Raw genomic sequence first — 24,658 nt, forward strand, 5'->3', positions numbered from 1 at the left:
ATTTGGTGGTACTTTTTACTTCGGTAGATGACTGTCGCTACCGAAGTTTTTTTATTGGTGCATTATCAACAACTCGTTGTGAAATACACCGTTTTATCCGGGAAGTAATGAAACGTATTTTGTATGGCGTTTCTGACTGAGCATTGCTCAGGTGGTGACACAACATACGTTTCATGCTGGTTGGATTCAATGAATCAATCGTTTACTATTTTCCTAAATCGAAATATTTCACCAAGTCATCCAACTGCTGGGAAACATTATGCAGATGGGCGCTGGCATCTGTCAGTTGCTCAGAAAGCTTCGTTGTCTCATCAGTGAGCATACTAATATCTTCGATATTTTCACCTAACTCTGCCACGACAGACGATTGTTCTTCAGTCGCTGCCGCATTTTGGGTATTTTGATCATTTAACTGATGGATATGTTGATTAACTTCCTGTAGTGAATCACTGGTCGCCGTTGCATGCTCTACCACAAGCTGGCTTTTATCCTTCCCGAGTTGCATTGCGGAGACTGCGTGAGATGACTCATGGCGTAATTTTTCGATGACTTCCTGAATTTCATCGGTCGATGCGGCTGAGCGAGTCGCAAGATTACGCACTTCATCAGCCACAACGGCAAATCCACGACCTTGTTCACCTGCTCTCGCAGCTTCAATCGCAGCATTGAGTGCGAGTAGGTTAGTCTGTTCCGAAATCCCGCGAATCGTATCCAGTATGGTGCTGATATCATCCACTTGGTGACTGAGTGATTGGACGACATCACTTGATTGATTCAAGGTCTCAGTCAGCGCTTCAATCTCTTGCTGTGCCCGCATCACTATCTGATTACTCTCTGATGTCTGTTGCGTGGCTTGATGCGCTGTTTCAGCAGCGCTGGCAGCATTCGAAGCGATTTCACTGACGGTACTGCCCATTTCAGTAATCGCTGTCGCGACCTGAATAATCCTCTCACTCTGACGGGTACAGTTGTTATGAGTCAGGTTGGATTGTTTAGCTACATTCTGTGCGGTTGTTGCAAGTTCTCTGGCATTACTGGATACGTCCTGTATTGAATGATGAACTTTCTCGATAAAGCGATTAAAACTTTCGGCAATTTGGCTAATTTCATCCTGACCTGTGAGCGTGATTCGTGTATGTAGCGCAAGATTGTTCGCTGCATAAGTGATTGAGCTTTTAAGAGAGTCAACTCGTTTTCTGAGTTGGATGACGATCCATGTAGACACGACAATCGAGGCAAGCAAACCGAGAGAAATGGTAATGAGCATCATTCGCTGAGCCTGATGGTATGTATCAATGCTGATTTGATTGTGTTTGCGGGCTTGCTCAAGTAGGGTATCGAGTAATTTGGCCGATGCTTTACGCGTGACATTGTAATAGCCGGCATAGCGAGTTTTATAGATTTCTCGGGCACCTTCCAGATCATTTTTACGCAAAGCTTCTAGTAATGGTGTGATTGCCTGAGTGATCATCTCTTCATAATCTTTTTGCAGCTTAAGAGAATCACGCTTTATGTTCGGATCAACCTGAGCATCTACGGCAAGCTGCATCGCCTGGCGCATTCCAGGGATGTCTTCTTTATATGCTTCTTTCACGCGGGTCTGAATCCCTTTTTTATCTCTCAGAGAGGTATCTTGCATCAGCATCATATCGATACCGACTCGCATTCTTGGAATCCGAGACGCAGCCTCAGCCATTGCCCGTAGAGGTTCAGCCGTATTGACATAGAGCTGTTCGGATTGATATTGAATACTTGCCGTCTTTTGGAGGCTATTGATACCAACCAAAATGAGCGCCAGACAAGGAATTGCCACAGCAATGACCAGCCGTAATTTTAAGGTGAGACGGTTTTGAAACATTCGCGTTTCCTACTAAATGAAATCAAGTTCAAGTGATGGAAGGTCGGTACCCTAAAGAAATCATGTTGATTGGGTTCAATCTTGTTTTCACAAAATGAATCACTGGATACGTCAATTTCCGGTAGTTATCAATATAGTTGGTTTTATATGATCTATGTATAGGTGCCAACTGTTACATAATTTATTGTTTTGTAAAATAAAATCAAAAAAACACTGATGGTGATTGAAATCTTTATCTTATTTTAATTAGGTTATAAACATTCGTTAGTCAATACCAGAATATTTATTTTTGCTGGCATTTATGTTGAAAAAATATGAAGTGATATCTCATTTTGGGCTCATCACCACCCATTTGGTTACCAATAGAACTAGAACTTATTTTTTACCATTGAAAAACAGTGTGATTCATGCGGAGAGAAAGGATGAGTAGGAATAGAGCATTCCTACTCAGAGTGTTTTACAGCACCTTACAGGCGAGTCCTTTGAGATAGAAGCCTTCCGGATAGGCTGAGTCGATGGGATGATCGGCTGCCTGGCTGAAACGTTCGACAAACTTGACACTTCGGCCGGCATCCAGTGCTGCATCCGCGATAATTTTCTGAAATAGCATTTGATCCATGAGACCAGAACAGGAGTAGGTGAGTAACGTTCCTCCGGGTCTGAGAATCTGCATCGCTAACATGTTAATGTCTTTATATCCTCGGCAGGCGCCATTCAGCTGTGCTTTCGACTCGGCAAACTTTGGCGGATCCATAATGACAACATCAAATTGGGTGCCTTGATCGCGGTACTCGCGCAATAATTTGAAGACATCAGCGTTCAGAAAAACAGCCCGTTTTTTAGAGGTATCGAACTGATTTAATTGAGCATTCGTCTTTGCAGTGTCGAGAGCCGGTTGGGATACATCAGCATTGATAACGCGTTTCGCGCCACCTTTCAGTGCATAGAGTCCGAAACCACCGGTATAGGAAAAGCAATTCAGTACTTCTTTATTCTCAACATATTTCATGGCGTGTAAGCGGCTGTCCCGTTGATCCAGATAGAAGCCGGTTTTATGTCCATTGACGATATCAACGCTGATTTTTATGCCATTCTCTTCAATCACCACGGGGGCTATCGGTCGATCACCATGTAACACTCCGACTTGTTCTTGTAACCCTTCTTTTTTACGCACGGCAACATCTGAACGCTCATAAATATGACATTCGGGGAAGCAAGTTTTAAGGGCTTCGACAAGTAAGGTTTTTGAGAACTCGGCTGCGGCACTCAATACCTGACAGACCAGGTAATCCCCGTATCTGTCAATGGTGATGCCCGGTAAACCATCAGACTCAGCAGCAATGAGACGGTAACCCGTTAACTGACCTTGCTGAATGACGGGCTCTCTCAGTTGTTGTGCCTGACGGATACGTTGGATGAAAAAATCGGTATCAATATCGGTCGGTTCAAAGCTCCAGACTCGGGCCCGAATTTGTGATTGTGGCGAAAAACCGGCTTTCGCCAGCCACTTCCCGTTGTGGCTATAGACATCAACAGTCTGACCTGAAACGGGCTCACCTTTCACGTGTTCGATTGCTCGGGAGAAAATCCAAGGATGGTGGCGAAGGAGAGATTTGTCACGCCCTTTGGCGAGATAGATAGCGGCTGTCATAGATATATTCTGTAGCTTGAAAAACGGTATTGTCGATGATGTGAGGGGGAAAAGCAATTGATTGAGGTATTGAGATTTTGGACGGTAAGGTGTTTTGAATGGCGAATTATTGTTCAGCGTGAGTGTGGTATCTCTCACAATCGATAGGAATTTGGATATACTACCGTTATGAGCGAATCATCATTGCTTGATGAATTTTCTGATGCGAAAGAGGAGAAGCTGAATATGTCACAGAAGAGAGAAATCTTTACGGTGAAAGGTGTTGTCCAAGGGGTTGGTTTTCGTTATTACACCTCGCATCAGGGGTTGAAATTAGGGCTGACCGGTTATGCGAAAAATTTGCATAACGGTGATGTGGAGGTTGTGGCCTGTGGTGAGGCAGAGCAACTGGAATTATTTTATCAATGGCTCCATGAAGGTTCACCGGCAGCGCGCGTCGAAGCGGTTATGCGCAATGACTTTCATGGTGAGCAGTCATTTCGGGGTTTTTCAATCCATTCATAAGTACAATCCATTTATGAGTACAATTTGATTTATGAGTACAATCCATTCATGAATACAGTTTGATTTATAAGTACAATTTGGGGCCTGAATGTGGATAGTATTGAATATTCACAGACCTGAGCGCGTGATTATCTCACAGGCATTTTGCCGGTTTTGGCAGCCCTGCCAGTTTAGTTGCTTGCTTGGCCGGCCCTTTACGGAACAGCTTAAATAGATACTTGCTATTCCCTTTTTCCGGGCCATGGGCCTTTTCCATCGCCTTGACCAACATGCGAATGGCAGGTGAGGTATTGTATTCTTCGTAGAACGCTCTGACAAAGTGAATGACTTCCAGATGCGATGCCGTCAATTCGATCCCTTCTGATTCAGCCAGCAGTGGGATCATCCCTGCTTGCCATTGTGTGTGATCAAGTAAATAACCTTCGCTGTCGGTTTCAATCATTTGACCATTATATTCGAACATAAATGCTGTATTGCCTCATAGATTTGAACGCGGTAAGAGTAGCGGAGTGCTTGTGATGACACAATCATTGTTACAGAAAAAGATGTGCGGAAAACAGAAAAAAGCCCGGATACCGGGCTTTTTCTTTACTTTTTATTCAGAGCATCGTAGTTCATAACATTGTTGTCAGAACGCTCTGGCGTTTAATCGTCGTTCATGAAACCCAGAATACTCAGCAGGCTGATGAACAGGTTATAGATTGAAACATACAGCGTAATCGTTGCAGAGATGTAGTTGGTTTCTCCACCGCGGACAATTTGTTGAGTGGTCAGCAAAATCGCACCGGTTGAGAACAACACGAACAGTCCACTCATTGCCAGATACAGGGCTGGGAGTTGCAGGAAGATATTCGCTACAAATCCGACGAGCAGAACGACAAAACCAGCTAACAGCATTCCGGACAGGAATGAAAGGTCACGTTTGGTGGTCAGTGCATAAGCGGAAGCCGCCATAAAGGTAAGGGCTGTACCACCGAGCGCTGTTAAAACCAGATCACCGAGACCGGCGCTGATATATGCGTTCAGGATCGGGCCTAGTGTATAACCGAGGAAACCTGTAAACAGGAAGGTGAATACTAACCCCATACTGTTATCGCGGTTCTTCTCAGTCAGGAACAGTAAGCCATAGAAGCCGACCAGCATAATGATCAATCCTGGAGACGGAAGGTTCATCGCCATGGAAACGCCAGCAACAAGAGCAGACCACAACAGTGTCATCCCTAATAGCGCATAGGTGTTTCTTAACACTTTGTTTGTTTGAAGTGCACTATCTAATGTCGATGTGCGTGAATACATAGGACGGTTCATACGCTTCCTCGTATAGTGATTGTCTATTACTAATTAAGACTCTATATGGGGGTAAAAGTTCTCATCTTCAACCCTCATGGAATACTATGACCTTATCTTAGTCAAAAATGAACTGCAATACCGTGATGAAGTTGTAACACAATTTTTCTGATGAGAAACAAATGTTAACTTTGGGAGCCTTTGGTGGTGAAAACAAGGCACAGACGTGCCTTGTTCGTGAAAGACGCATTTTGGGAGCATTAATGCTGCAAAATCTGCGCAAGGAAGTTTTGGGTACGATCTGACTGGGGATTGGCAAAGAAATCTTGTGGGTTATTTTCTTCAATAATTTCACCTGCGTCCATGAATATGACTCGGTCTGCCACTTCTTTGGCAAATCCCATTTCGTGGGTGACACACAGCATGGTCATGCCTTCCTCTGCCAGTTCAACCATAACATCCAAGACTTCTCTGACCATTTCCGGATCCAAAGCAGATGTCGGTTCATCAAACAGCATAATATGAGGATTCATGCACAGTGAGCGGGCTATCGCCACTCGTTGTTGCTGTCCTCCGGACAATTGGCCCGGATATTTCTTGGCCTGATTGGGGATCTTGACGCGTTCCAGATATTTCATCGCAATGGCTTCCGCTTCTTCTTTTGGCATTTTCTTCACCCAGATTGGCGCTAGCGTACAGTTTTCCAGCACCGTTAAGTGAGGAAAAAGATTAAAATGCTGAAAGCACATACCGACCTGACGACGAACGGCTTCGATATCTTTTAAATCTTCAGTGAGTTCATGACCTGCGACGACGATTTGACCTTTCTGATGTTCTTCGAGCCGGTTAATGCAACGAATCATGGTCGATTTACCGGAGCCGGAAGGACCACAGACGACGATGCGTTCACCTTTGGTCACATTCAGGTTAATGTTCTTTAATACATGGAATTCACCGTACCATTTGTTCATGTCCTTAATTTGGATCACGGCTTCTTTATCTTGAGTATTTTGTAGCGTCATAATACGTTCCTTGAAATTTTTATCGTTTGTGACCCGTATGCAGTTTGTTTTCTAGCCAAATCGAATATCTCGACATGCCAAAACAAAAGACCCAGAACACTAACGCGACAAATGTATAACTTTCGGTGGAAAAACCAAGCCAATTCGGGTCGGTATTTGCTGCCTGACCGATACCAAGCACATCAAACATTCCGATGATGAGTACCAGACTGGTATCTTTAAATAGATCGATGAAGGTATTCACAATTGAAGGAATGGTAATTTTCAGAGCCTGCGGCAAAATGACTAAGCCCATTTTTTTGGAATAACTGAGCCCTAGTGAATCTGCGGCCTCATATTGTCCTTTGGGGATCGCTTGTAAACCACCGCGGATAACTTCAGCAATATAAGCAGCACTGAACAGCATCACCCCAATCAGCGCTCGGACTAACTTGTCACTTTCTGAACCGGCAGACATGAATAGCGGGAGCATGACGGATGCCATAAACAAAACGGTGATCAGCGGAACACCACGCCATACTTCGATATAAACGGTACAGAAGCTCCGGATGACCGGCATATGAGAACGTCGTCCGAGAGCAAGTAAGACCCCAATGGGTAAGGATGCAACGATCCCGACCAAAGCCAGCACGAGTGTGACCAGAAGACCACCCCATTTATAGGTTTCAACAATGGGTAAGCCAAACCAAGCACCATGTAGCAGCCCGGTCATTAATAGGGGGTAAACGGTTAGTGTGAACAGTGCCAACCAGCCACGTTTCGGTGTCTTCGGATAAGCCAGCAGCGCAACTAAAATCGCCAATGTGGCATAGAAAAGCTGTGGTCGCCATAATTCACTCTCCGGATAAAAACCAAACATAAACTGATTGAAGCGGACGTAAATCAATACCCAACATGCACCTTGCTTTGAACAGGCTTCGCGGCTTTGCCCGATCCAGTCGGCTTTAATCAGAGCCCAGTCGATGACATGGTATAAGCCGGTGAATGCAAAGTAAGCGAGAATGAGCGTCAAGACTGAACTAAACACATTGCTGAATAAATGTTTGCGCATCCAGGCAATCGGGCCGCTGGTATTTGACGGTGGCGGCAGATCCGGTTGAAATTGATGTACTTTCATTTTACCTCTCCACCAAAGCAACTTTACGGTTATACGTGTTCATTAAAAATGACGTGACCAGACTGATAGTCAGATAAACCGCCATCGTCATCGAGATCACTTCAATCGCTTGTCCCGTCTGGTTTAAAGTCGTCCCGGCAAATACATTGATGAGGTCCGGGTAACCAATCGCAACTGCGAGAGAAGAGTTTTTCGTTAAGTTGAGATACTGACTGGTTAATGGCGGAATAATAATGCGCATGGCCTGAGGAATTATGACCAATTTGAGTGTTCTCCGGCGAGACAGACCTAATGACATGGCGGCTTCGGTTTGACCATGGCTGACGGCATTGATACCCGAGCGCACGATTTCTGCAATAAATGCCGCAGTGTAGATACTGAGTGCAAGGAGTAGTGCAACGAATTCTGGAATGATTTCGATGCCACCCTGAAAATTAAACCGTTGCAGAACAGGGTATTCCGCTGAAATTGGCATTCCCATCCAGACGTAAACAATAGCAGGCAGGCCGATAAGCAGCCCGAGTGCAATACGGAGTGTTGGTGTTTGTTGCCCTGTCACTTTTTGGCGGTTGCTGGCCCAGATCTTCACACAGACAGTCGTTATTACGCCGAGAATGAATACGGTCAATACCAGACCACTTCCTGATGCAAAAATGGGTTTAGGAATAAATAAACCACTCACGTTAATAAAGACCGCATCTCCGATAGAAAGGCTTTGTCTTTTTCCGGGCAAGGCTTGTAAGACAGAGAAATACCAGAAAAGAATCTGTAACAGCAGCGGAATATTACGAAAGATTTCGACATAAATTGCGGCAAAGCGGCTGACAAGCCAGTTTGATGACAGACGGGCAATCCCAATAATAAACCCGAGTACCGTCGCAAAAAAGATACCGATGACCGAGACATACAAGGTATTCAGTAGTCCGACAACAAAGGTTTTGCCATACGTATCTTGATCGTTGTAATCGATCAGAGACTGACTTATCCCGAATCCTGCTGGTTGATCGAGAAAATCAAACCCGGTGGTAATACCGCGAGACTCCAGATTTGTCAGGGCATTATTCACAATCGTGTAAATAAAGAAGAGCAGTGCGAAGATAGCAACTATCTGAAAGACGACTGACCGAAATGTGGGATTATAAAATAAGTGTGTCACTTTTTTTGGGGCAGATGTGTTGCCTGTTGAGGACACCGCGTTATTTTCAGGCTTCATATAACAATAACCTCAAGTCCATTTCCGACAAAGGGCGGATTGAACCGCCCGTTTTTAATATAATGATTAGCGGATTGGTGGGGCATACATGAAGCCGCCCGCATTCCATAGTGCATTGACACCACGGGCAATTTTAAGTGGAGAACCTGAACCCACGGAGCGCTCAAATATTTCGTCATAGTTTCCGACTTGCTTGACGATTTGATAACCCCAGTCGTCGCGGATACCCAGACCGGAGCCTTTTGGTCCGTCTAAGCCGAGAATACGCGTAATGTTGGCATCCGTTGATTTCTTCATCTCATCAACGTTTTTCGATGTAATGCCATATTCTTCTGCATTGACCAGCGCGAATAGTGTCCATTTTGCGACGTTAAACCACTTGTCATCATCTTGGCGGACAACGGGGCCTAGGGGTTCTTTAGAAATAATTTCCGGAAGGACGACAGCAGAACTTGGATCTTTGAGGTTGACACGGAGTGCATAAAGTTGGGACTGATCGGATGTCAGCACATCGCATCGGCCAGCATCGAAACCTTTAGCGGTTTGAGCGGATGTATCAAAGACGACCGGCTTGTAAGACATCCCATTTTTACGGAAGTAGTCGGCAAGGTTCAGCTCAGTGGTGGTCCCTGACTGAATACAAACGGAAGCACCATCAAGCTCTTTGGCACTTTTGACACCGAGATCCTTTTTGACCATGAATCCCTGACCATCATAATAAGTCACGCCAACAAAATTGAGACCTAAAGCTGTATCGCGTTGCAGTGTCCATGTTGTATTACGAGAAAGGACATCAATTTCACCGGATTGTAGTGCGGTGAAACGCTCCTTCGCGGTTAATGGTACAAATTTGACTTTTGTTTTGTCACCGAGAACGGCTGCGGCCAATGCTCGACAATATTCAACATCAATACCTTCCCATTCTCCTTTAGCATTGGGGCTGGAGAAACCGGGAAGTCCCGTACTGACACCACAAGTGACAACGCCATTTGAGAGCACTTTATCAAGCGTGCTTTCTGCTGCTGAAGCAGACTGAGCTGCAACCATTGCCGCTGATGCGACAGTGATTGAAGCAAGAATTTTGAGTGTGTTTGCCATGAGTTTGTATCCTTCCAGTATGAACCATTCAGATGTCATCAGAGATTCCTGACACAAGTAATTCATTTTGTATTTATTTGTTCTGGCGGTTGAAACAGCTATTTGTCAGAACGCTATTCCATTTTCAGTAACAATCATCTGTAAGCGTCGGTAGAGGTTAGGTTTTTCTCTAATTTCTAATCAAAGGAATTATCATGTAATCTCAAACCGAGCCTGCGTTTAGCATGGTCAATTGTTATTTAAATGTAAATAGTGCAATCAAGTTCAATCATAGTGCAATTGTGTATGTATATATTTATTGAATGTTTTTTTGAATTTTTATGCCTTGTTTTTGTTTGTACTTGGATTTTTAATCTAATATTGGATGTTAATTTAATCAATAATTTCCACATATGCATTGGATTTAATCAGGGTTGCACTTTTTTGGGGCGTATTGTTTGTTATAGTTGTTAATGTAAGGTTGCTAATGTTATGCGATATTTTCCACTGTTTATGGATTTAACCGAAAGAGCCGTTTTAGTCGTTGGAGGAGGAGAGGTTGCCAGCAGAAAAACAGAAGCTTTAGTCAGAGCTGGTGCACGAGTGACTCTCTTGTCGCCAGAGATTTCCGAATCACTCCAAGTGTTGTGGCGCGATGATGCGCTGCAATGGATTGAGCAACGTTATGATAGTGCGTTTCTGACTCGCAATTATGTTCAGGTTTGGGCAACAACGGATCATGCTCCGTTGAATCATCAGATTTATGCGGATGCCAAATTACTCGGATTACAGGTTAATGTTGTTGATGATCAGCCTTATTGTGATTTTATTACGCCAGCCATGATTGATCGCGGCCAAATCCAAGTGGCAATTTCAAGTGGTGGTGCGTCTCCGGTATTGGTGCGTAATATTCGTGAGTCAATTGAAGCGGTTTTAGCGCAGAACTTACGCGTTCTTGCGCAGTTTTGTGGTGAAAAGCGAGAGCACCTGAAAGTAGAACGGCCGGATGTCAGCGCCCGTCGCCGTTTCTGGGAGTCTTTCTTGGCTGATCCTTGTGTTAAAGAAACACATGATCCAGCGGTATTAGAGCAAATCTATCAACGTTATATTGCAGCACCGATGCTTAGGGGGCGAGAAGTCATATGGGTGGTTTGTGATACGGATGTGGAATTGCTGCCGATGAAAGCCGTACGTTTTATGCAGCAATCTGAGCTCGTGTTTTATCATCGGAATATTCCCGCGGAAGGGCTTGATTTATGTCGCCGTGATGCAGAAAGAGCAGTGTTTGATAGCCGGGCTCAATTACAAGGTTTACTGACGAAGGCCAGAGAAGAAAGCCTCAATCTTTGTATCTTGGTGACCGTAGCTGATTTTCAGGTCGTGGCTGATCTGAAAATGAAAGGGGAACGTCAGTTTGGGAGTGGATTGTATCAGAGTGAATGACCGTTGAAATTCACTGTGATCGGCTCAATCAAAATCTAACGTGCTTGTGATATACTGCGGCGCAATTAACAAGTGAGAGTTATTTCCTATGAGTGTAAAAGAGCAAAGCCAGCAATTGAATAATCGATTGGACAAATGTAAACATAAGCTGGAAGCAGCCAAATCTCGGGGGGATAATGAGATGATCACCCAGTTTACTGATGAAATTGACGCGTTGAGTAAACAGATCAACTCATTGAAGAGTAAGCAGGAATACGATTTAAATAAAGAACGCAAAAGATTATCGGATTTACCGTTTTCCCGGGAAATTACGAGTGAGGAACAAGCCGATATCGGTAAGCTGAAGAAATCCGTTAAGGGGCTGGTCCTTGTTCATCCGACCACCAAATTAGGGAAGGCGATGCGTGTTGAAGTGATGACCGGTTTTGCGCCGCGTCAGTTTTAATGGCAGCGGCTGTTTTGTCGAGAAATACAGGACTCGTGATACGCGAGCCCTGTACGATTAAACCACTTGAACATTGTTAAACCCATCGGGTTTGGTTAGTCTCTGAAGTTGTCGAACTGAAATGGCTGACCAAAATCTTCTGAGCGAATAAAGGCAATGACACTCTGTAGGTCGTCTCGTTTCTTCCCTGTGACACGAATTTTATCCCCTTGAATTGAGGCCTGAACTTTGAGTTTCTGATCTTTAATACTTTTGACAATTTTTTTGGCCAACAGTGTCTCGATCCCCTGTTTGAATAGAATATCCTGATGCCAGTGTTTACCCGATTGACTGGCTTTTTGACTTTCCATCGCATTCCCGTCAACCTCACGCTTTGCCAGATTCGCTCGTAAAATATCGCGCATCTGCTTCAACTGAAAGTCACCTTCAGCAGACAGGGTGACGACTTCATCTTTCAAGGCAAAACTGGCTTCAACATTTCGGAAGTCGAAGCGAGTCGATAGTTCACGGTTTGCATTATCAACAGCATTTTTTAATTCAACGGTGTCAATTTCTGACACAATGTCAAAAGAAGGCATGGGGAAAACTCCTTATTTTTATCGTTTGTCGTTATTTCTGTCGTGTACAGCAGCGTTCAGTTGAGAAAGCATCAGCTCGGTATCTGACCAGCTCAGGCATGGATCGGTAATCGACATGCCGTATGTCAGTTGGTCTAGCGGGGCAATTGGCTGCTGACCTTCCTCGATGAAACTCTCTGCCATCACTCCCGCAATTTGATCACTTCCCCGACGAATTTGCTGGCAAATATCTTCAGCAACGCTTAACTGACGTTTATGCTGTTTCTGACAGTTCGCATGGCTGAAATCGATGACAATCCGAGGGGATAGGTGGTGTGATTCTAATTGAGCACAAGCCTGTTGAACAGACTGACTGTCAAAGTTTGGTCCATTTTCACCGCCGCGAAGAATGATGTGTCCATCCGGATTGCCACTGGTTCGATAAACGGTCATTCGACCTTGTCGATCCGGCGAGTAAAAATAATGAGATGCTTTGGCGGCTCTGATCGCATCAACGGCCACTTTGACATTGCCGTTGGTCGCATTTTTGAAACCGACAGGGCAGGACAGTGCTGAAGCCATTTCCCGATGAATTTGAGATTCAGTCGTTCTGGCTCCGATTGCTCCCCACGCGATCAGATCGGCAATGTATTGACCGGTTATCATATCCAGAAATTCAGTAGCGGTTGGTAATCCCAGTTGATTAATCGCCAGCAAGACTTCACGGGCTTTGCTTAATCCTTCTTCGAGTGCATAACGGCCATCCAGATACGGGTCGGTGATTAATCCTTTCCAACCGACGACAGTCCTCGGTTTTTCAAAGTAAGTCCGCATCACAATCAGTAAATTATCTGCATAACGTTCGCGAAGAACATTCAAGCGTTTTGCGTAATCCAGCGCGGCCTCCGGATCATGAATCGAGCATGGGCCGGTGATGACTAAGAGCCGGTGATCTCTGCCATGTAAAATAGCTTCAATCTCATGGCGACTTTGTGAAATATGTTGGCCAACGGAAGCACTGACAGGAGACTGTGATCGCAATTGTTCGGGGGTTGGCATATGCCCTAAAGGCTCTGTTCTTAATTCGTCAGTTTTCATGGTTTAATTTTATTCCAGTTCGTTAGATGTAAGCTCAATTGGTTCAATCGCGACTATCTTGCTACGGTTGAGTACCACCTTCCAGCGATAGTAAATTGGCTCATCAATATGATTATCCTGTTTGATAATGAGGTTAAACAGGTGACGTTTTTCAATTTTTTCACGGCTGACTTGGCCGTTGTTTAAGCGATAAACACGATATGTATCTTTATCGAAAAGCCGCGTAATTTCACGAAAGTCAAAATAGATGATTTCACGAGTCTCTTCGTAACCGCTCATAAAGCGTGATGTTGACATTTCCGTTTCAGAGCGATAACTAATGACTTGCTCTTCCCGTTGAACAATCCGTTTCTTACGAATGCGCTGAATACGATCGGGGAGATTGCTAATCGTCTGATAATTCAACCACTCATATTTTTGGCCGATCTGGTTCCCGGTACTGGGATCGTAGTAACGTCTTTTCCATTTCGGTTTGCCTTTCCGGAGCCAGCGCCAGAGCATATCTTTCAAATCATCTTTAAATATTTCTCTCAGCGCATAAAGGAAAGACATCGCAATAACAAATGAAGCGGTAATTTCTCCCCAGTAATCACGGGCAAAAACAACGATCATCGTGACAAAAAGCATGACGAAACCTGTGGCAATACCTTTCACGGCACGGCGAATATTATTGCCCAAGGCGATCAATGTTTCTTTCAGAATGACAGGGTGTTCAATCAGGCGACGTAACAGACGCATTTTATTACTAATACGCGTAATGTCCTGAGCGGCTTGCGTCGAGTTATAGTGATGCAGTGCCCGGTGTGCCTGTTCCTTCTCTGCCAGAATGATCAGACGATCTTTAATGGTTTTGTACTCACTATCCCGGGTTAAATGAGCGACCAAAGAAAGAAATTTTTGTTCGGTATACCAAGAGAGATAGTTATCAATATTGGTGTAATACCGTTTGAGCGTTTCTTCATAAGGAATGGTACGTCTGAGTCTGCGCAGGATGTCTAACGTCAGTTCAACAACATTATCAATCTCAGTTTCAGTGACGTTGTCACTATCATGAAGTAGGTCGTCGACCGCATTGTCGAGCGCCATCACATACTGGTAAGCAAACAGACTCAAACTAATTCGATATTGAGTGGATGACAGTCTGCCTCGCTGAGCAAGACGGCTGTGAATCAACGGCAGGAGGTGTTTATCACTGTAATAGGCGCGTTTTTGGGTCAGACAATTGTAATATAGGTCTGTCTCAGGCATCAGGTTTTGATTGAGTCCGATCTCTCCCGGTACGAACAGATACATTTCCAGACTGGAAAGTTTACTTTTTGACATTGCATGGGATATTCTCAACGTAATTGCATCATGTTTGCTAACCTTGATCAAATTTGTCCCTCCGGTAAACGCGTCTTTATTCCTGAATCAGCGTAATCCTGAATCTGCCTAGGTGGCATCAATCCTGACGTTGACTGAGTATATATTTGTAAATGGTAGAGAAAGGATATCAGAGATCGCGTATAATCTCTGCAAATTTGAGATGAGAGCTATTTGATGATTAATATTGGACAAATCAATCAGCTAGAGATTTTGCGGGAAACGGACTTTGGGGTGTTTCTCGATGCAAAAGATTATGGCACGGTGATGCTGCCGAAGAAACTGATGCGTCAACCAGTTGAAATCGGTGCAGCAGTGGATGCTTTTTTGTATTTCGACTCTGACAGTCAGCTTGCAGCGACAACGGAAACTCCGATTGCTTGTGTTGGTGAATGGGGCATGATGAAAGTGGTTGGTGTCAATCAAACAGGTGCTTTTGTCAATTGGGGAATTCATGAGAAAGATCTATTGATTCCTTTCAGCGAACAGCGTGGACGATTCACGGCTGAACAATCCATTTTGGTTTATGTCTATATCGATAAAGCCTCCGGACGTATTGTCGGGACAACAAAATTCAATAAGTGGCTGGATAAAACACCAGCGCAGTATACCTTGAATCAGAAAGTCGAGCTGTTGGTCGCAGAACGTTCCGCTTTGGGATACAAAACGATTATCAATGGCGAGCATTGGGGAATGCTGTTTCAGTCGGATGTTTTTGGCAAAGTGTTTGTCGGTAAAAGACTGAAAGGATTTGTAAAGCAGATTCGTGATGATGGTAAAATTGATGTTTCCTTGCAAAAGCTGGGTGTCGCAAAACTCGATGAGTTGAGTGAAAAAATTGTAGCGCAGCTCCGTCAAAAAGGTGGTTTTTTGCCGCTGGGGGATAAATCTTCACCAGAAGCCATTTTTGACGCTTTCCGAACCAGCAAAGGGACGTATAAGAAGACAATTGGCCTGCTTTATAAACAAGGTATCATTGTGATTGAAGCCAATGGTATTCGATTGGTCGATGACGCTGAATAACACATCAAATATAAAGAACTTGCGGTAAAGATTAGCCCGAATCCAAAATTGGTATCGGGCTTTTTATATGGGACTGGGTATATGGGACTGATGTGAGCTAAAGTGAATGTCAGTTAAAACAGATTTCCATCTCTCACCAGTTCTCTTGGCAGGTTATTTTTAATCCGGTTACCGACCCATTTCCCCAGTCCCAGGAATACACCTTGATACTGAACCAAAACTTCGCCTTGTCCGACTTCCGTCTGTTCCGGGCGAATATCTTTACCCATAAACCACTGGCGAGCATCTTCCAATGAGAGTGTGATAGCTTTGGTTTCATGGCCTGATGTCAGGGCGGTCACAACCTGATGTTGCCAGCGATAACCTTTTTTGTGTGCTTCAGCCAGCTTTATGCCCATCCGGGAGAATTTGAATCGGCCGATCATCGGCTCTAAAGCTTCAGGAAAGAGCCATACTTCATTATCACGAAGCCAGATCTGACTGTGTGCCGGAAGATCGATATCCAGTGATTGCTTTAACGCCTCACTGATACTCTGGCACTGTTTGTGTGTCGCTTTACTGAAGGGAAACTTCCCGAGCCGTTTTGTGACTTGAGGTGCTGGTACGGAAGCCACTTTACGGATGCGAGCAACAAAGAAACCCTCACAGTCATAAATTTGCGGAAAAATATGCAGGAAGCCTTCTTCGGTCAGCGCAGATTGAGCTTGTGGGAAGAGGGATGCTAAAGATTCGAATGTGACCGCGTCACCAAAAGTCTGTTTCAGGTGATAACAGATGTTCTGGTTTTCCTCACGGCTCAGTGTGCAGGTTGAGTAGACCAGTATCCCTCCCGGTTTTAACGCGTAAAAGGCACTTTCAATCAACGCCTTCTGCGTTTCAGCTATCGCTGCGATCGACGCCGGACTCCAGTTTTTCATCGCATCCGGATCTTTGCGTACCGTTCCTTCTCCGGAGCAAGGTGCATCAATTAACACGGCGTCGAACTGTTCGGGAAGCCATTCACCGAAAACCCGGCCGTCAAATGTTGTGAGGGCACTGTTTCGGACACCACATCGCTCAATGTTTGAGTAGAGGGCTTTGGTTCGACTGGCGGAGAACTCGTTGGCAACGATAATGCCTTCATTATTCATCAGGGCAGCGATCTGAGTTGTTTTTGATCCCGGTGCCGCCGCCATATCTAATACCGATTCAAGCCCCATTTCCTGCTGATGAAATAATGCACTGACAGGCATCATGGAACTGGCTTCCTGAATATAAAATAAGCCAGTCATATGTTCGAAAGTATTGCCTATTGGTGTGGTGAAATCTTCTGGCTCAACCCAAAATCCCTCTGGACACCAAGGGATCGGTGTTAGGCGCCAGCTATTTTTTTCGGCACGCCGGCAAAAATCGACGACAGATATTTTCAGGGTATTGACGCGAATACTCTTGCGCAGCGGGCGCTGACAGGCGGCAATAAAATCATCCATCGTTAGTTGAGATGGCAGTATCTGTTCGATCGTCCGCAGAAATTCATCCGGCAAATAAATATTCGTGTGCAAAATAACTCTCTCAATTTAACGTTCAATTGCAGGGAAGCGCAGCATTATATACACAAGTCATATTAAGATACAGAATCAGACGTCTTCTCGTCTGCTTTCTAACTTGTTTACCGGTGAGGCAACCTCCGGTTGAGGTGGAAATCTTGTCTTCGGATATGGATGTATTTGCATCAATACAACATGAATGTTAGTTTTTGCTTGTATTATCAGTCATTCAGCGATAGAACGGCTCGTTTAAACGCTATTTTTACAGCAATGATTGAATAGATTGCATGACAACGGAAAGATTTATGGAACTTGAACAGTATCGACTTTTAACAAAACAGGCCGTGACATTCATTGGTTCTGAAACCAATCTCGTGGCTAATTTGGCAAATTTATCAGCACTTCTGAATATGGAAATGACCGACATCAACTGGGTGGGGGTTTATCTGTTAGAAGGCGATGAGCTCGTATTAGGGCCATTTCAAGGCAAACCTGCTTGTATTCGAATCCCTGTCGGTCGTGGTGTCTGTGGGACTGCGATTGAGACCAATCGTGTCCAGCGGATTGATGATGTGCATTCATTTGACGGACACATTGCTTGTGATGCCGATAGCCGTTCCGAGTTGGTGATCCCTTTTTCGGTTAATGGTCAATTGCGTGGTGTATTGGATATTGATAGCCCGAGCAAAGGACGATTCTCTGAAGTTGACGAACAAGGTTTAACAGAAATGATGGCTCAGGTAGAAAAGCTGTTTAATTCACAGACTAACGAGACATTATTTACAGTCTGACGGTGGTTTTTCCGATTCAGAACACTATAATACCCGAACATTGATATCTTCATGTCTTACGGAATGAAACCGTAGTAACCAGGAACCCACATGGAAAACACTGAAAAGTTAAAAAACAGCAAAGAAGTCATTGCATATATTGCTGAATGTTTCCCAAAATGCTTCACACTAGAAGGTGAAGCTCAGCCACTGAAAATTGGTATTTTTCAAGATCTTGTTGAACGTTTGGAAGGTGATCCGAAGGTGAGTAAAACTCAACTTCGTGCAGCATTAAGACAGTACACCTCTTCATGGCGTTATCTGCATGGTGTAAAACCCGGTGCCGAACGAGTTGACTTAGATGGGAATCCATGTGGTACATTAGAACAAGAACATGTCGAACATGCCCAGAATACGCTGGCCGAGAGTAAGGCAAAAGTTCAGGCTCGACGTAAAGAAAAACAGAAACAAGAAAAAGAAAAAGAAAAAGAAAAGAATAGTGCACAGCCTAAAACTAGGAAGCCAAATCCTAAGGCACAGACGGCAAAACGTGCTCAGGAAAAAACTGTACAAGCCCGGGCGTTGAATGCTGATGAACTAAGTGTGGGTCGTCAGGTCAAAGTCAATATGGGTAAAGGCAACATGGCTGCGACCATTGTTGAGATCAATAAGGAAGATGTGCGCGTACAGCTTGGTAATGGCCTGCAAATGGTCATCAAAGCGGAGCACTTAAGCGCATAAAGGAGAGCCTCCTACGCATGAAATGCCGTTCAAAACTGACACTAATTACTGCTGGCCTTTGGCTGGCAGTCTCTTCTGTTCAAGCCTCTGCACCTTCAATCCGTGAATCGGATCTCCCTGTTCTTACTCCCGAAAGTCAACATTCGCTTGCTACGGAACGGGTTAAGAATAAGTTTGTGCAGTCTCACTATAAGCATATTTATTTGGATGATGCTTTTTCCAAAAAGATATTTCAGCGTTATCTTGGTCTGCTTGATTACAACCGTAATATTTTTACTCAGAAAGATATTGATGGGTTTAAACAGTGGTCAGTTGAATTGGACGACCAACTCAATGCAGGCAATGACCAAATTGCGTTTGATGTATACAACATCTCCGTTAAAAAACGCTATGAGCGATTTCAATATGCACTTTCATTGCTGGATCATAAGATAAAATTTGATACCAAGGAATCGATCGAGTTAGATCGCTCGAAAGAGGCATGGCCGAAGAATCAGCAGGAATTGGATGATTTATGGCGTAAGCGGGTGAAATATGATGCGCTGAATTTGAAACTGACCGGGAAAAAATGGCCGGAAATCAAAGAGACGCTGACGAAACGCTATAATAATGCAATCAAACGCTTAACTCAGACCCACAGCGAAGATGTATTCCAACTGTTTATGAATGCTTTTGCGCGTCAGATTGACCCGCATACCAGCTATCTTTCCCCTCGTAGTGCAGAGCAGTTTAAGTCTGAAATGAATCTGTCGTTGGAAGGGATTGGTGCCGTGTTACAAATGACGGATGATTATACAGTGATTCGTTCATTAGTCGCTGGCGGACCGGCAGATAAAAGCCACAAACTTGCTGAAGGTGACCGTATTGTCGGGGTCGGTCAGGAAGGTAAGGCGGTCGTTGATGTGATCGGGTGGCGTTTGGATGATGTCGTCCAACTGATCAAAGGGCCGAAAGGCACTGTGGTCAAACTACAAATTCTGCCTGAAGGAAAGAACGCTAAAAGTCACGTTGTCACAATTACACGAGATAAAATTCGTCTGGAAGATCGGGCAGTTAAATCGAAAGTGATTGAGCGAGACGACAAGAAAATCGGGGTGCTTGAAGTCCCTAGTTTTTATGTCGGACTTTCCCGGGATACCAATAAGCTGTTGACTGAATTTAAGCAGCAGCATGTTGATGGTGTGATTGTTGACCTGCGTAATAATGGGGGAGGCGCGCTGACTGAAGCGACTGGATTAACGGGTCTGTTTATTAAAAAAGGACCGGTGGTTCAGGTACGTAATAGTCGCGGGCAAGTAAACATCAATAGCGATACGGATGGCAAGAGTAGTTATGATGGTCCTTTAACTGTATTGATTAACCGTTATAGTGCTTCGGCTTCTGAAATTTTTGCCGCAGCTATGCAGGATTATGATCGCGCGGTGATTCTCGGAGAAAACTCCTATGGTAAAGGGACGGTTCAGCAACATTATTCGTTGAATAGTATTTACGATTTATTCAGTGAGCCACTGGGATATATCCAATATACCATTCAGAAGTTTTACCGCATCAATGGCGGTAGCACTCAGGATAAGGGCGTTGCCCCTGATATAGCATTCCCGACAGCGGTTGATCCGAGCGAGACCGGTGAAAGCATTGAAGATAATGCATTACCTTGGGATAGCATTAATCGCGCTGATTACACGCAAGTTCATCACTATCAAAAGCTGATTCAGGCGCTGAAAAAACGTCATGAAAAACGCATTGTTAAAGACATGGAGTTTCAGTTTATCGAGCAAGATATTGCGAAGTATAAACAGGAGAAAGAAAATGAGAATTGGCTTTCTCTGAATGAAGCGGTCAGACGTCAGGAAACTGATGCGGCAGATGCGCTGAAATTAAAACGGATCAATCTGCGCCAGAAGCAAGAAGGTCATAAGCCTTATGCCAAATTAGACGATGTTCCGAAGGACTATGTTGCTCCGGACGCTTATTTGGATGAAGCCGTCGCAATTACCGTTGATATGGTTAATATCGGCTCTTAATTTCATCATTTTCTGAGCTCTATAGGATAAACGCGCTGTTGAACAGCGCGTTTTTTTATCTGCTTCATGCTGTCAATCTCTGCCTTTTTGCATCTTTAGACAATCATGGAATTGTTCGCTTTATCAGTATATGGATTCTAAGCTTAAAGAAAAAAGTGAGGAGAATATCTGATGCGCAATGTGAAATGGTATGTTGCTATCCTCAGTTTCGTGTGTTCTGGCAGTGGATTTAGTGCCAGTCATAAGAGCGATCTCACTCAGTTCGACTTTCCTTTTTTGATCGGTGAGTGGTATCTGATGAATCCTGACCCCGAAGATCCGCATCAGGATTTTATGTCTATCCATCTGACTCTGAGCTCCAGTTATACATTTGCTGTTCAGGTTAAAAAGCGGGATAGTTCCATCGAATATTGGGAAGGTGGATATACAGCGAGTCAAGACACATTAATGCTTGGCACTCACACGATTGAACCACAAATTTATACTTATCAGACAACCCATAATCGACTGATGTTAAATGGGGTCACTTTCTTTAAAGCACTTTCTCGCACTTTGGTCGGCTATTGGCAAAGTGAGTATCTATCGGGAACGGAGGTCGGTGTGGTTGGTGTGACACAGATTCAGCTGATTCTACAACCTGATTTCTTATTTTTTATTCGTTCTGTTGATGAACAAGGCAATGAAGCGGTCCACCGTGGTGTCTATTATACCGAAAACGACCATCTGGTTTTATTGTATGATCAGGGAGAACACGATACCCGTTTTCAGGTCAGTGCTGATCAGCTCACGGTTAATTTTGAAAATGGTGCAATGGTCGCGGTATTGAATCGGGTTGAGTGAGTCTGGATGCTTGTCGATGAGTATCGAATTGTATTACCGCACAACAAGATAACAACATCGTACATCGACAGATAATCTCGTTCGGTCATTGAGAATTACATGAGAATCGCCTAGAGTAGCTTTATCTGTAGACGTGAAAGACGTTCTCTATCTCAGACAAACTATTTCCATATATTTTGGAACAGTTTTATATCGTTAACGCAAAAGGATTCAAGATGGCAAGTATGCTTCAAGCCAAATATCGTAAAGATTATCAATCGCCTTCTCATACGATCACTGATCTCAATCTCACGTTTGACCTTCATGAAAACCAAACCCGCGTCGTGGCTGTATCCCAGGTTAAACAGTTACAAGAAAGCAATCAATTGACGCTCGATGGTGAAGCCATTGAGTTGGTGAGTGTTCAGGTCAACCAGCAACCGTGGACTGATTATCAGGTTGTCGAAGCCAGCTTAGAATTGAGCAACCTTCCTACTCAGTTTGAACTACAAATAGAGACGCTCATTAATCCGGCAGAAAATACAGCGCTGGAAGGTTTATATTTATCTGACGGTGCATTCTGCACACAATGTGAAGCCGAAGGGTTCCGCCGAATCACTTATTATCTTGATCGCCCAGACGTGCTGGCACGATATACCACGACAATTATTGCCCCACAGAATTATCCTTATCTGCTCAGCAATGGTAACAAAGTTGCGCAGGGAACCACTGATGAAGGGAAATCTTGGGTTCGCTGGGAAGACCCGCATCCCAAACCATCATACCTGTTTGCGCTGGTAGCCGGTGATTTTGATGTGCTTCGCGATTCTTACCAAACCGTGTCCGGTCGAGAGGTTGTGCTTGAAATTTTCGTTGATAAAGGCAACTTAGACCGTGCACATCATGCGATGCGTTCACTGATCAACGCGATGAAGTGGGATGAACAGCGATTCGGGCTGGAATACGACCTTGATATCTATATGGTGGTGGCCGTTGACTTCTTTAATATGGGCGCGATGGAGAATAAAGGGTTAAATGTCTTTAACTCCAAATTTGTCTTAGCGAATGATCAAACAGCGACCGATACTGATTATCTCGGTATTGAGGCGGTGATTGGACATGAGTATTTTCATAACTGGACAGGGAACCGCGTCACTTGTCGGGATTGGTTTCAACTCAGCCTGAAAGAAGGGTTGACCGTTTTCCGCGATCAAGAGTTCTCTTCAGATTTAGGCTCTCGGGCGGTCAATCGCATTCATAATGTCCGAATTATTCGCGGACCACAGTTTGCCGAAGATGCTTCACCGATGTCGCACCCGATTCGTCCGGAGCAAGTGATTGAAATGAATAACTTCTATACCTTGACGGTCTATGAAAAAGGCAGCGAAGTGATTCGTATGATTCATACCTTATTGGGTGAAAGCAATTTCCAGAAGGGGATGAAGCTCTACTTCGAACGTCATGATGGTACCGCCGCAACTTGTGAAGATTTCGTCGCGGCCATGGAAGATGCATCGGGTGTTGATTTGCAACAGTTCCGTTTATGGTACAGCCAATCGGGAACACCGGAACTTCGAGTGAGTGGTGCTTATGATCAGGCCGCGCAGACATTTACTCTCTCAGTGAAACAACATACGCCATCGACGACCGATCAAAAAGAAAAACAGCCGCTTCATATTCCTTTTGCTGTCGAACTCTATGATGCAACGGGAGATATCATTGGGTTACGTTGTAACGGTGAAGAAGTATCAAATGTCCTGAATATCACCCAAGAAGAGCAGACATTTGTGTTCGAATCGGTCACCAGTGAGCCAATTCCTTCGCTGCTGCAAGAATTTTCAGCACCAGTGAAATTGGTTTATGACTATCAAGATGAAGCGTTAGCATTTTTGATGATCCATACGAGAAATGAATTTGCTCGCTGGGATGCAGGACAAATGCTGATTGCGAAGTACATTCGCGCCAATATTGAGCGAGTGCAACAGGGACAGCCAGTGGAGTTGCCTGAATCGGTGATGGATGCTTTCCGTGGGGTATTGCTTGATCCAGCTTTGGAACATGAATTTATTGCCGAAATGTTGGCCCTGCCAAATCATAATGAAGTGTCAGGTTGGTTTGAAACGGTTGATGTTGATGCTATCTCGCTGGTATTGAAAGCGATCAAAAATGCTTTGGCGCAAGCGCTACAAGATGAATTCTCTGCATTTTATCACTCGTTGAAGCAAGATGAGTACACCATTGAGCACGCAGCGATTGGCCAGCGTTCTCTGAGAAATACCTGTTTGTCCTATTTAGCATTGACAGAACAAGGTGATGCGTTGGTGCGTCAGCAATACCAAAATGCCAACAACATGACCGATACAATCGCTGCAATGACAGCGGCAAATCAGGCTGAACTTCCTTGCCGTGAAACATTAATGGCTGACTATAGCCGTCAGTGGAAACACAATGGTCTGGTGATGGATAAATGGTTTGCATTACAAGGAACCAATCCGGCAGAAGATGCATTGGTGGTGATTCAGGAAACCATGAATCACGAAGCATTCACGCTGAAAAACCCGAATCGTATCCGGAGTTTGATCGGTTCATTTCTGAATCAGAATCCTGCGCATTTCCATAACCAGTCGGGGAGCGGCTATCGTTTTGCCGGTGAAATATTACAGCAACTGAATGCGATGAACCCGCAAGTCGCTTCACGTTTGATTGATCCGTTACTGAAATATAAACGGTATGATGCTGTCCGTCAGAAATTGATGAAGCAACAGTTAGAAGCGTTACTCAATATGGATAATCTAGCAAAAGATCTATATGAAAAAGTGACCAAAGCGCTGGAAGCTTAGTCGTATTATCATTAGTTAAGATGAGGAAAGACCGTAGCCTAGCTACGGTCATTATTCACTGATGAAATATTTTTATTTTTCGCTTTATATTCCCTATCAGGAATACCTTGCACATTATTCCGGTTCGGCAAGTCACCTTGTTGTGAAAACCGACAATGGACTCACACTTCAACTTCCCGCAACACATTTTCGTCCTTATTTGACTCAGTTTGGTTTGAAGGGCAGGTTCCGTCTTACGACTGATGCACAACATAAATTCCAGCGTCTTGAATTAATTTGAC

The 24,658-nt window shown here is 44.3% G+C and carries 22 protein-coding genes; 10 read left to right on the top strand and 12 right to left on the bottom strand.

All coding sequences use genetic code 11. The features are described from left to right. Positions 1–205 precede the first annotated feature (205 nt). Positions 206–1,858: a methyl-accepting chemotaxis protein gene (locus tag OCU60_RS08315; RefSeq protein ID WP_074372430.1), complete on the bottom strand. Its 1,653-nt coding sequence runs from the start codon at positions 1,856–1,858 to the stop codon at positions 206–208. 457 nt (positions 1,859–2,315) lie between these two features. Further along, positions 2,316–3,509 (bottom strand): class I SAM-dependent methyltransferase, encoded by a 1,194-nt coding sequence (locus OCU60_RS08320; protein ID WP_074372431.1) that lies wholly within the window; start codon positions 3,507–3,509, stop codon positions 2,316–2,318. Between the two features lie 225 nt (positions 3,510–3,734). On the opposite strand from OCU60_RS08320, the gene yccX reads away from it, so the two are divergent. Then, positions 3,735–4,013, top strand: coding sequence for an acylphosphatase (gene yccX, locus OCU60_RS08325; protein ID WP_074372672.1), 279 nt, complete (start codon positions 3,735–3,737; stop codon positions 4,011–4,013). Between the two features lie 133 nt (positions 4,014–4,146). Here the strand turns inward: yccX and OCU60_RS08330 are convergent, their stop codons facing one another. The 6 genes from OCU60_RS08330 to OCU60_RS08355 all read right to left on the bottom strand — a co-directional run bounded on the left by OCU60_RS08330 (position 4,147) and on the right by OCU60_RS08355 (position 9,750). Next, positions 4,147–4,476, bottom strand: a complete 330-nt coding sequence (locus OCU60_RS08330) for a TusE/DsrC/DsvC family sulfur relay protein (protein WP_074372432.1) — start codon at positions 4,474–4,476, stop codon at positions 4,147–4,149. Between the two features lie 182 nt (positions 4,477–4,658). Next, entirely contained in the window at positions 4,659–5,321 is a 663-nt protein-coding gene (locus tag OCU60_RS08335) for a Bax inhibitor-1/YccA family protein (protein WP_074372433.1), read from the bottom strand. Between the two features lie 239 nt (positions 5,322–5,560). Further along, complete coding sequence (locus tag OCU60_RS08340; protein WP_074372434.1) at positions 5,561–6,322, bottom strand: amino acid ABC transporter ATP-binding protein; 762 nt, start codon at positions 6,320–6,322, stop codon at positions 5,561–5,563. A 19-nt stretch (positions 6,323–6,341) separates the two neighbouring features. Further along, on the bottom strand, positions 6,342–7,439 hold the full coding sequence (locus tag OCU60_RS08345; RefSeq protein WP_074372435.1) for an amino acid ABC transporter permease: 1,098 nt from the start codon (positions 7,437–7,439) through the stop codon (positions 6,342–6,344). Position 7,440: 1 nt separating this feature from the next. Continuing rightward, positions 7,441–8,652, bottom strand: coding sequence for an amino acid ABC transporter permease (locus OCU60_RS08350; RefSeq protein ID WP_074372436.1), 1,212 nt, complete (start codon positions 8,650–8,652; stop codon positions 7,441–7,443). A 66-nt stretch (positions 8,653–8,718) separates the two neighbouring features. Further along, positions 8,719–9,750 (bottom strand): amino acid ABC transporter substrate-binding protein, encoded by a 1,032-nt coding sequence (locus tag OCU60_RS08355; RefSeq protein WP_074372673.1) that lies wholly within the window; start codon positions 9,748–9,750, stop codon positions 8,719–8,721. A 471-nt stretch (positions 9,751–10,221) separates the two neighbouring features. Here OCU60_RS08355 and OCU60_RS08360 point away from each other — a divergent pair, with 471 nt between their 5' ends. Together OCU60_RS08360 and OCU60_RS08365 are read left to right on the top strand one after the other, a co-directional pair. Further along, a complete protein-coding gene (locus OCU60_RS08360; RefSeq protein WP_074372437.1) occupies positions 10,222–11,172 on the top strand; it encodes a precorrin-2 dehydrogenase/sirohydrochlorin ferrochelatase family protein in 951 nt (316 codons plus the stop codon). Positions 11,173–11,260: 88 nt separating this feature from the next. Further along, positions 11,261–11,617, top strand: a complete 357-nt coding sequence (locus OCU60_RS08365) for a YibL family ribosome-associated protein (RefSeq protein WP_074372438.1) — start codon at positions 11,261–11,263, stop codon at positions 11,615–11,617. Between the two features lie 95 nt (positions 11,618–11,712). Here the strand turns inward: OCU60_RS08365 and OCU60_RS08370 are convergent, their stop codons facing one another. The 3 genes from OCU60_RS08370 to OCU60_RS08380 are packed head-to-tail and all read right to left on the bottom strand — an operon-like array spanning position 11,713 to position 14,646. After that, positions 11,713–12,195, bottom strand: a complete 483-nt coding sequence (locus tag OCU60_RS08370; protein WP_074372439.1) for a YajQ family cyclic di-GMP-binding protein — start codon at positions 12,193–12,195, stop codon at positions 11,713–11,715. A gap of 18 nt (positions 12,196–12,213) precedes the next feature. Next, positions 12,214–13,272 carry a 3-deoxy-7-phosphoheptulonate synthase gene (locus OCU60_RS08375; protein ID WP_074372440.1) on the bottom strand — a complete coding sequence of 353 codons (1,059 nt, stop codon included), beginning with the start codon at positions 13,270–13,272 and terminating at the stop codon, positions 12,214–12,216. A 9-nt stretch (positions 13,273–13,281) separates the two neighbouring features. Continuing rightward, complete coding sequence (locus OCU60_RS08380; protein WP_074372441.1) at positions 13,282–14,646, bottom strand: hypothetical protein; 1,365 nt, start codon at positions 14,644–14,646, stop codon at positions 13,282–13,284. A gap of 165 nt (positions 14,647–14,811) precedes the next feature. Between OCU60_RS08380 and OCU60_RS08385 the strand changes: the two genes are divergently transcribed. Beyond that, on the top strand, positions 14,812–15,657 hold the full coding sequence (locus OCU60_RS08385; RefSeq protein WP_074372442.1) for a CvfB family protein: 846 nt from the start codon (positions 14,812–14,814) through the stop codon (positions 15,655–15,657). 113 nt (positions 15,658–15,770) lie between these two features. Here the strand turns inward: OCU60_RS08385 and rsmF are convergent, their stop codons facing one another. Next, positions 15,771–17,198 carry a 16S rRNA (cytosine(1407)-C(5))-methyltransferase RsmF gene (rsmF, locus tag OCU60_RS08390; RefSeq protein ID WP_074372443.1) on the bottom strand — a complete coding sequence of 476 codons (1,428 nt, stop codon included), beginning with the start codon at positions 17,196–17,198 and terminating at the stop codon, positions 15,771–15,773. Between the two features lie 290 nt (positions 17,199–17,488). Here rsmF and OCU60_RS08395 point away from each other — a divergent pair, with 290 nt between their 5' ends. From OCU60_RS08395 to OCU60_RS08420, 6 genes are all read left to right on the top strand, one after another. Beyond that, complete coding sequence (locus OCU60_RS08395) at positions 17,489–17,974, top strand: GAF domain-containing protein (protein ID WP_074372444.1); 486 nt, start codon at positions 17,489–17,491, stop codon at positions 17,972–17,974. A 90-nt stretch (positions 17,975–18,064) separates the two neighbouring features. Beyond that, positions 18,065–18,694 (top strand): RNA chaperone ProQ, encoded by a 630-nt coding sequence (proQ, locus tag OCU60_RS08400; RefSeq protein WP_074372445.1) that lies wholly within the window; start codon positions 18,065–18,067, stop codon positions 18,692–18,694. Between the two features lie 17 nt (positions 18,695–18,711). Next, on the top strand, positions 18,712–20,718 hold the full coding sequence (gene prc, locus OCU60_RS08405; protein ID WP_074372446.1) for a carboxy terminal-processing peptidase: 2,007 nt from the start codon (positions 18,712–18,714) through the stop codon (positions 20,716–20,718). Positions 20,719–20,898: 180 nt separating this feature from the next. Beyond that, positions 20,899–21,558 carry a hypothetical protein gene (locus tag OCU60_RS08410; RefSeq protein ID WP_074372674.1) on the top strand — a complete coding sequence of 220 codons (660 nt, stop codon included), beginning with the start codon at positions 20,899–20,901 and terminating at the stop codon, positions 21,556–21,558. 215 nt (positions 21,559–21,773) lie between these two features. Beyond that, entirely contained in the window at positions 21,774–24,377 is a 2,604-nt protein-coding gene (gene pepN, locus OCU60_RS08415; RefSeq protein ID WP_074372447.1) for an aminopeptidase N, read from the top strand. Between the two features lie 61 nt (positions 24,378–24,438). Continuing rightward, positions 24,439–24,657: a DUF2835 domain-containing protein gene (locus OCU60_RS08420; RefSeq protein ID WP_021020330.1), complete on the top strand. Its 219-nt coding sequence runs from the start codon at positions 24,439–24,441 to the stop codon at positions 24,655–24,657. Position 24,658 lies beyond the last annotated feature (1 nt).

It is taken from the genome of Vibrio spartinae, from assembly GCF_024347135.1.
In the GTDB taxonomy this organism is placed as follows: Bacteria; Pseudomonadota; Gammaproteobacteria; order Enterobacterales; family Vibrionaceae; genus Vibrio; species Vibrio spartinae.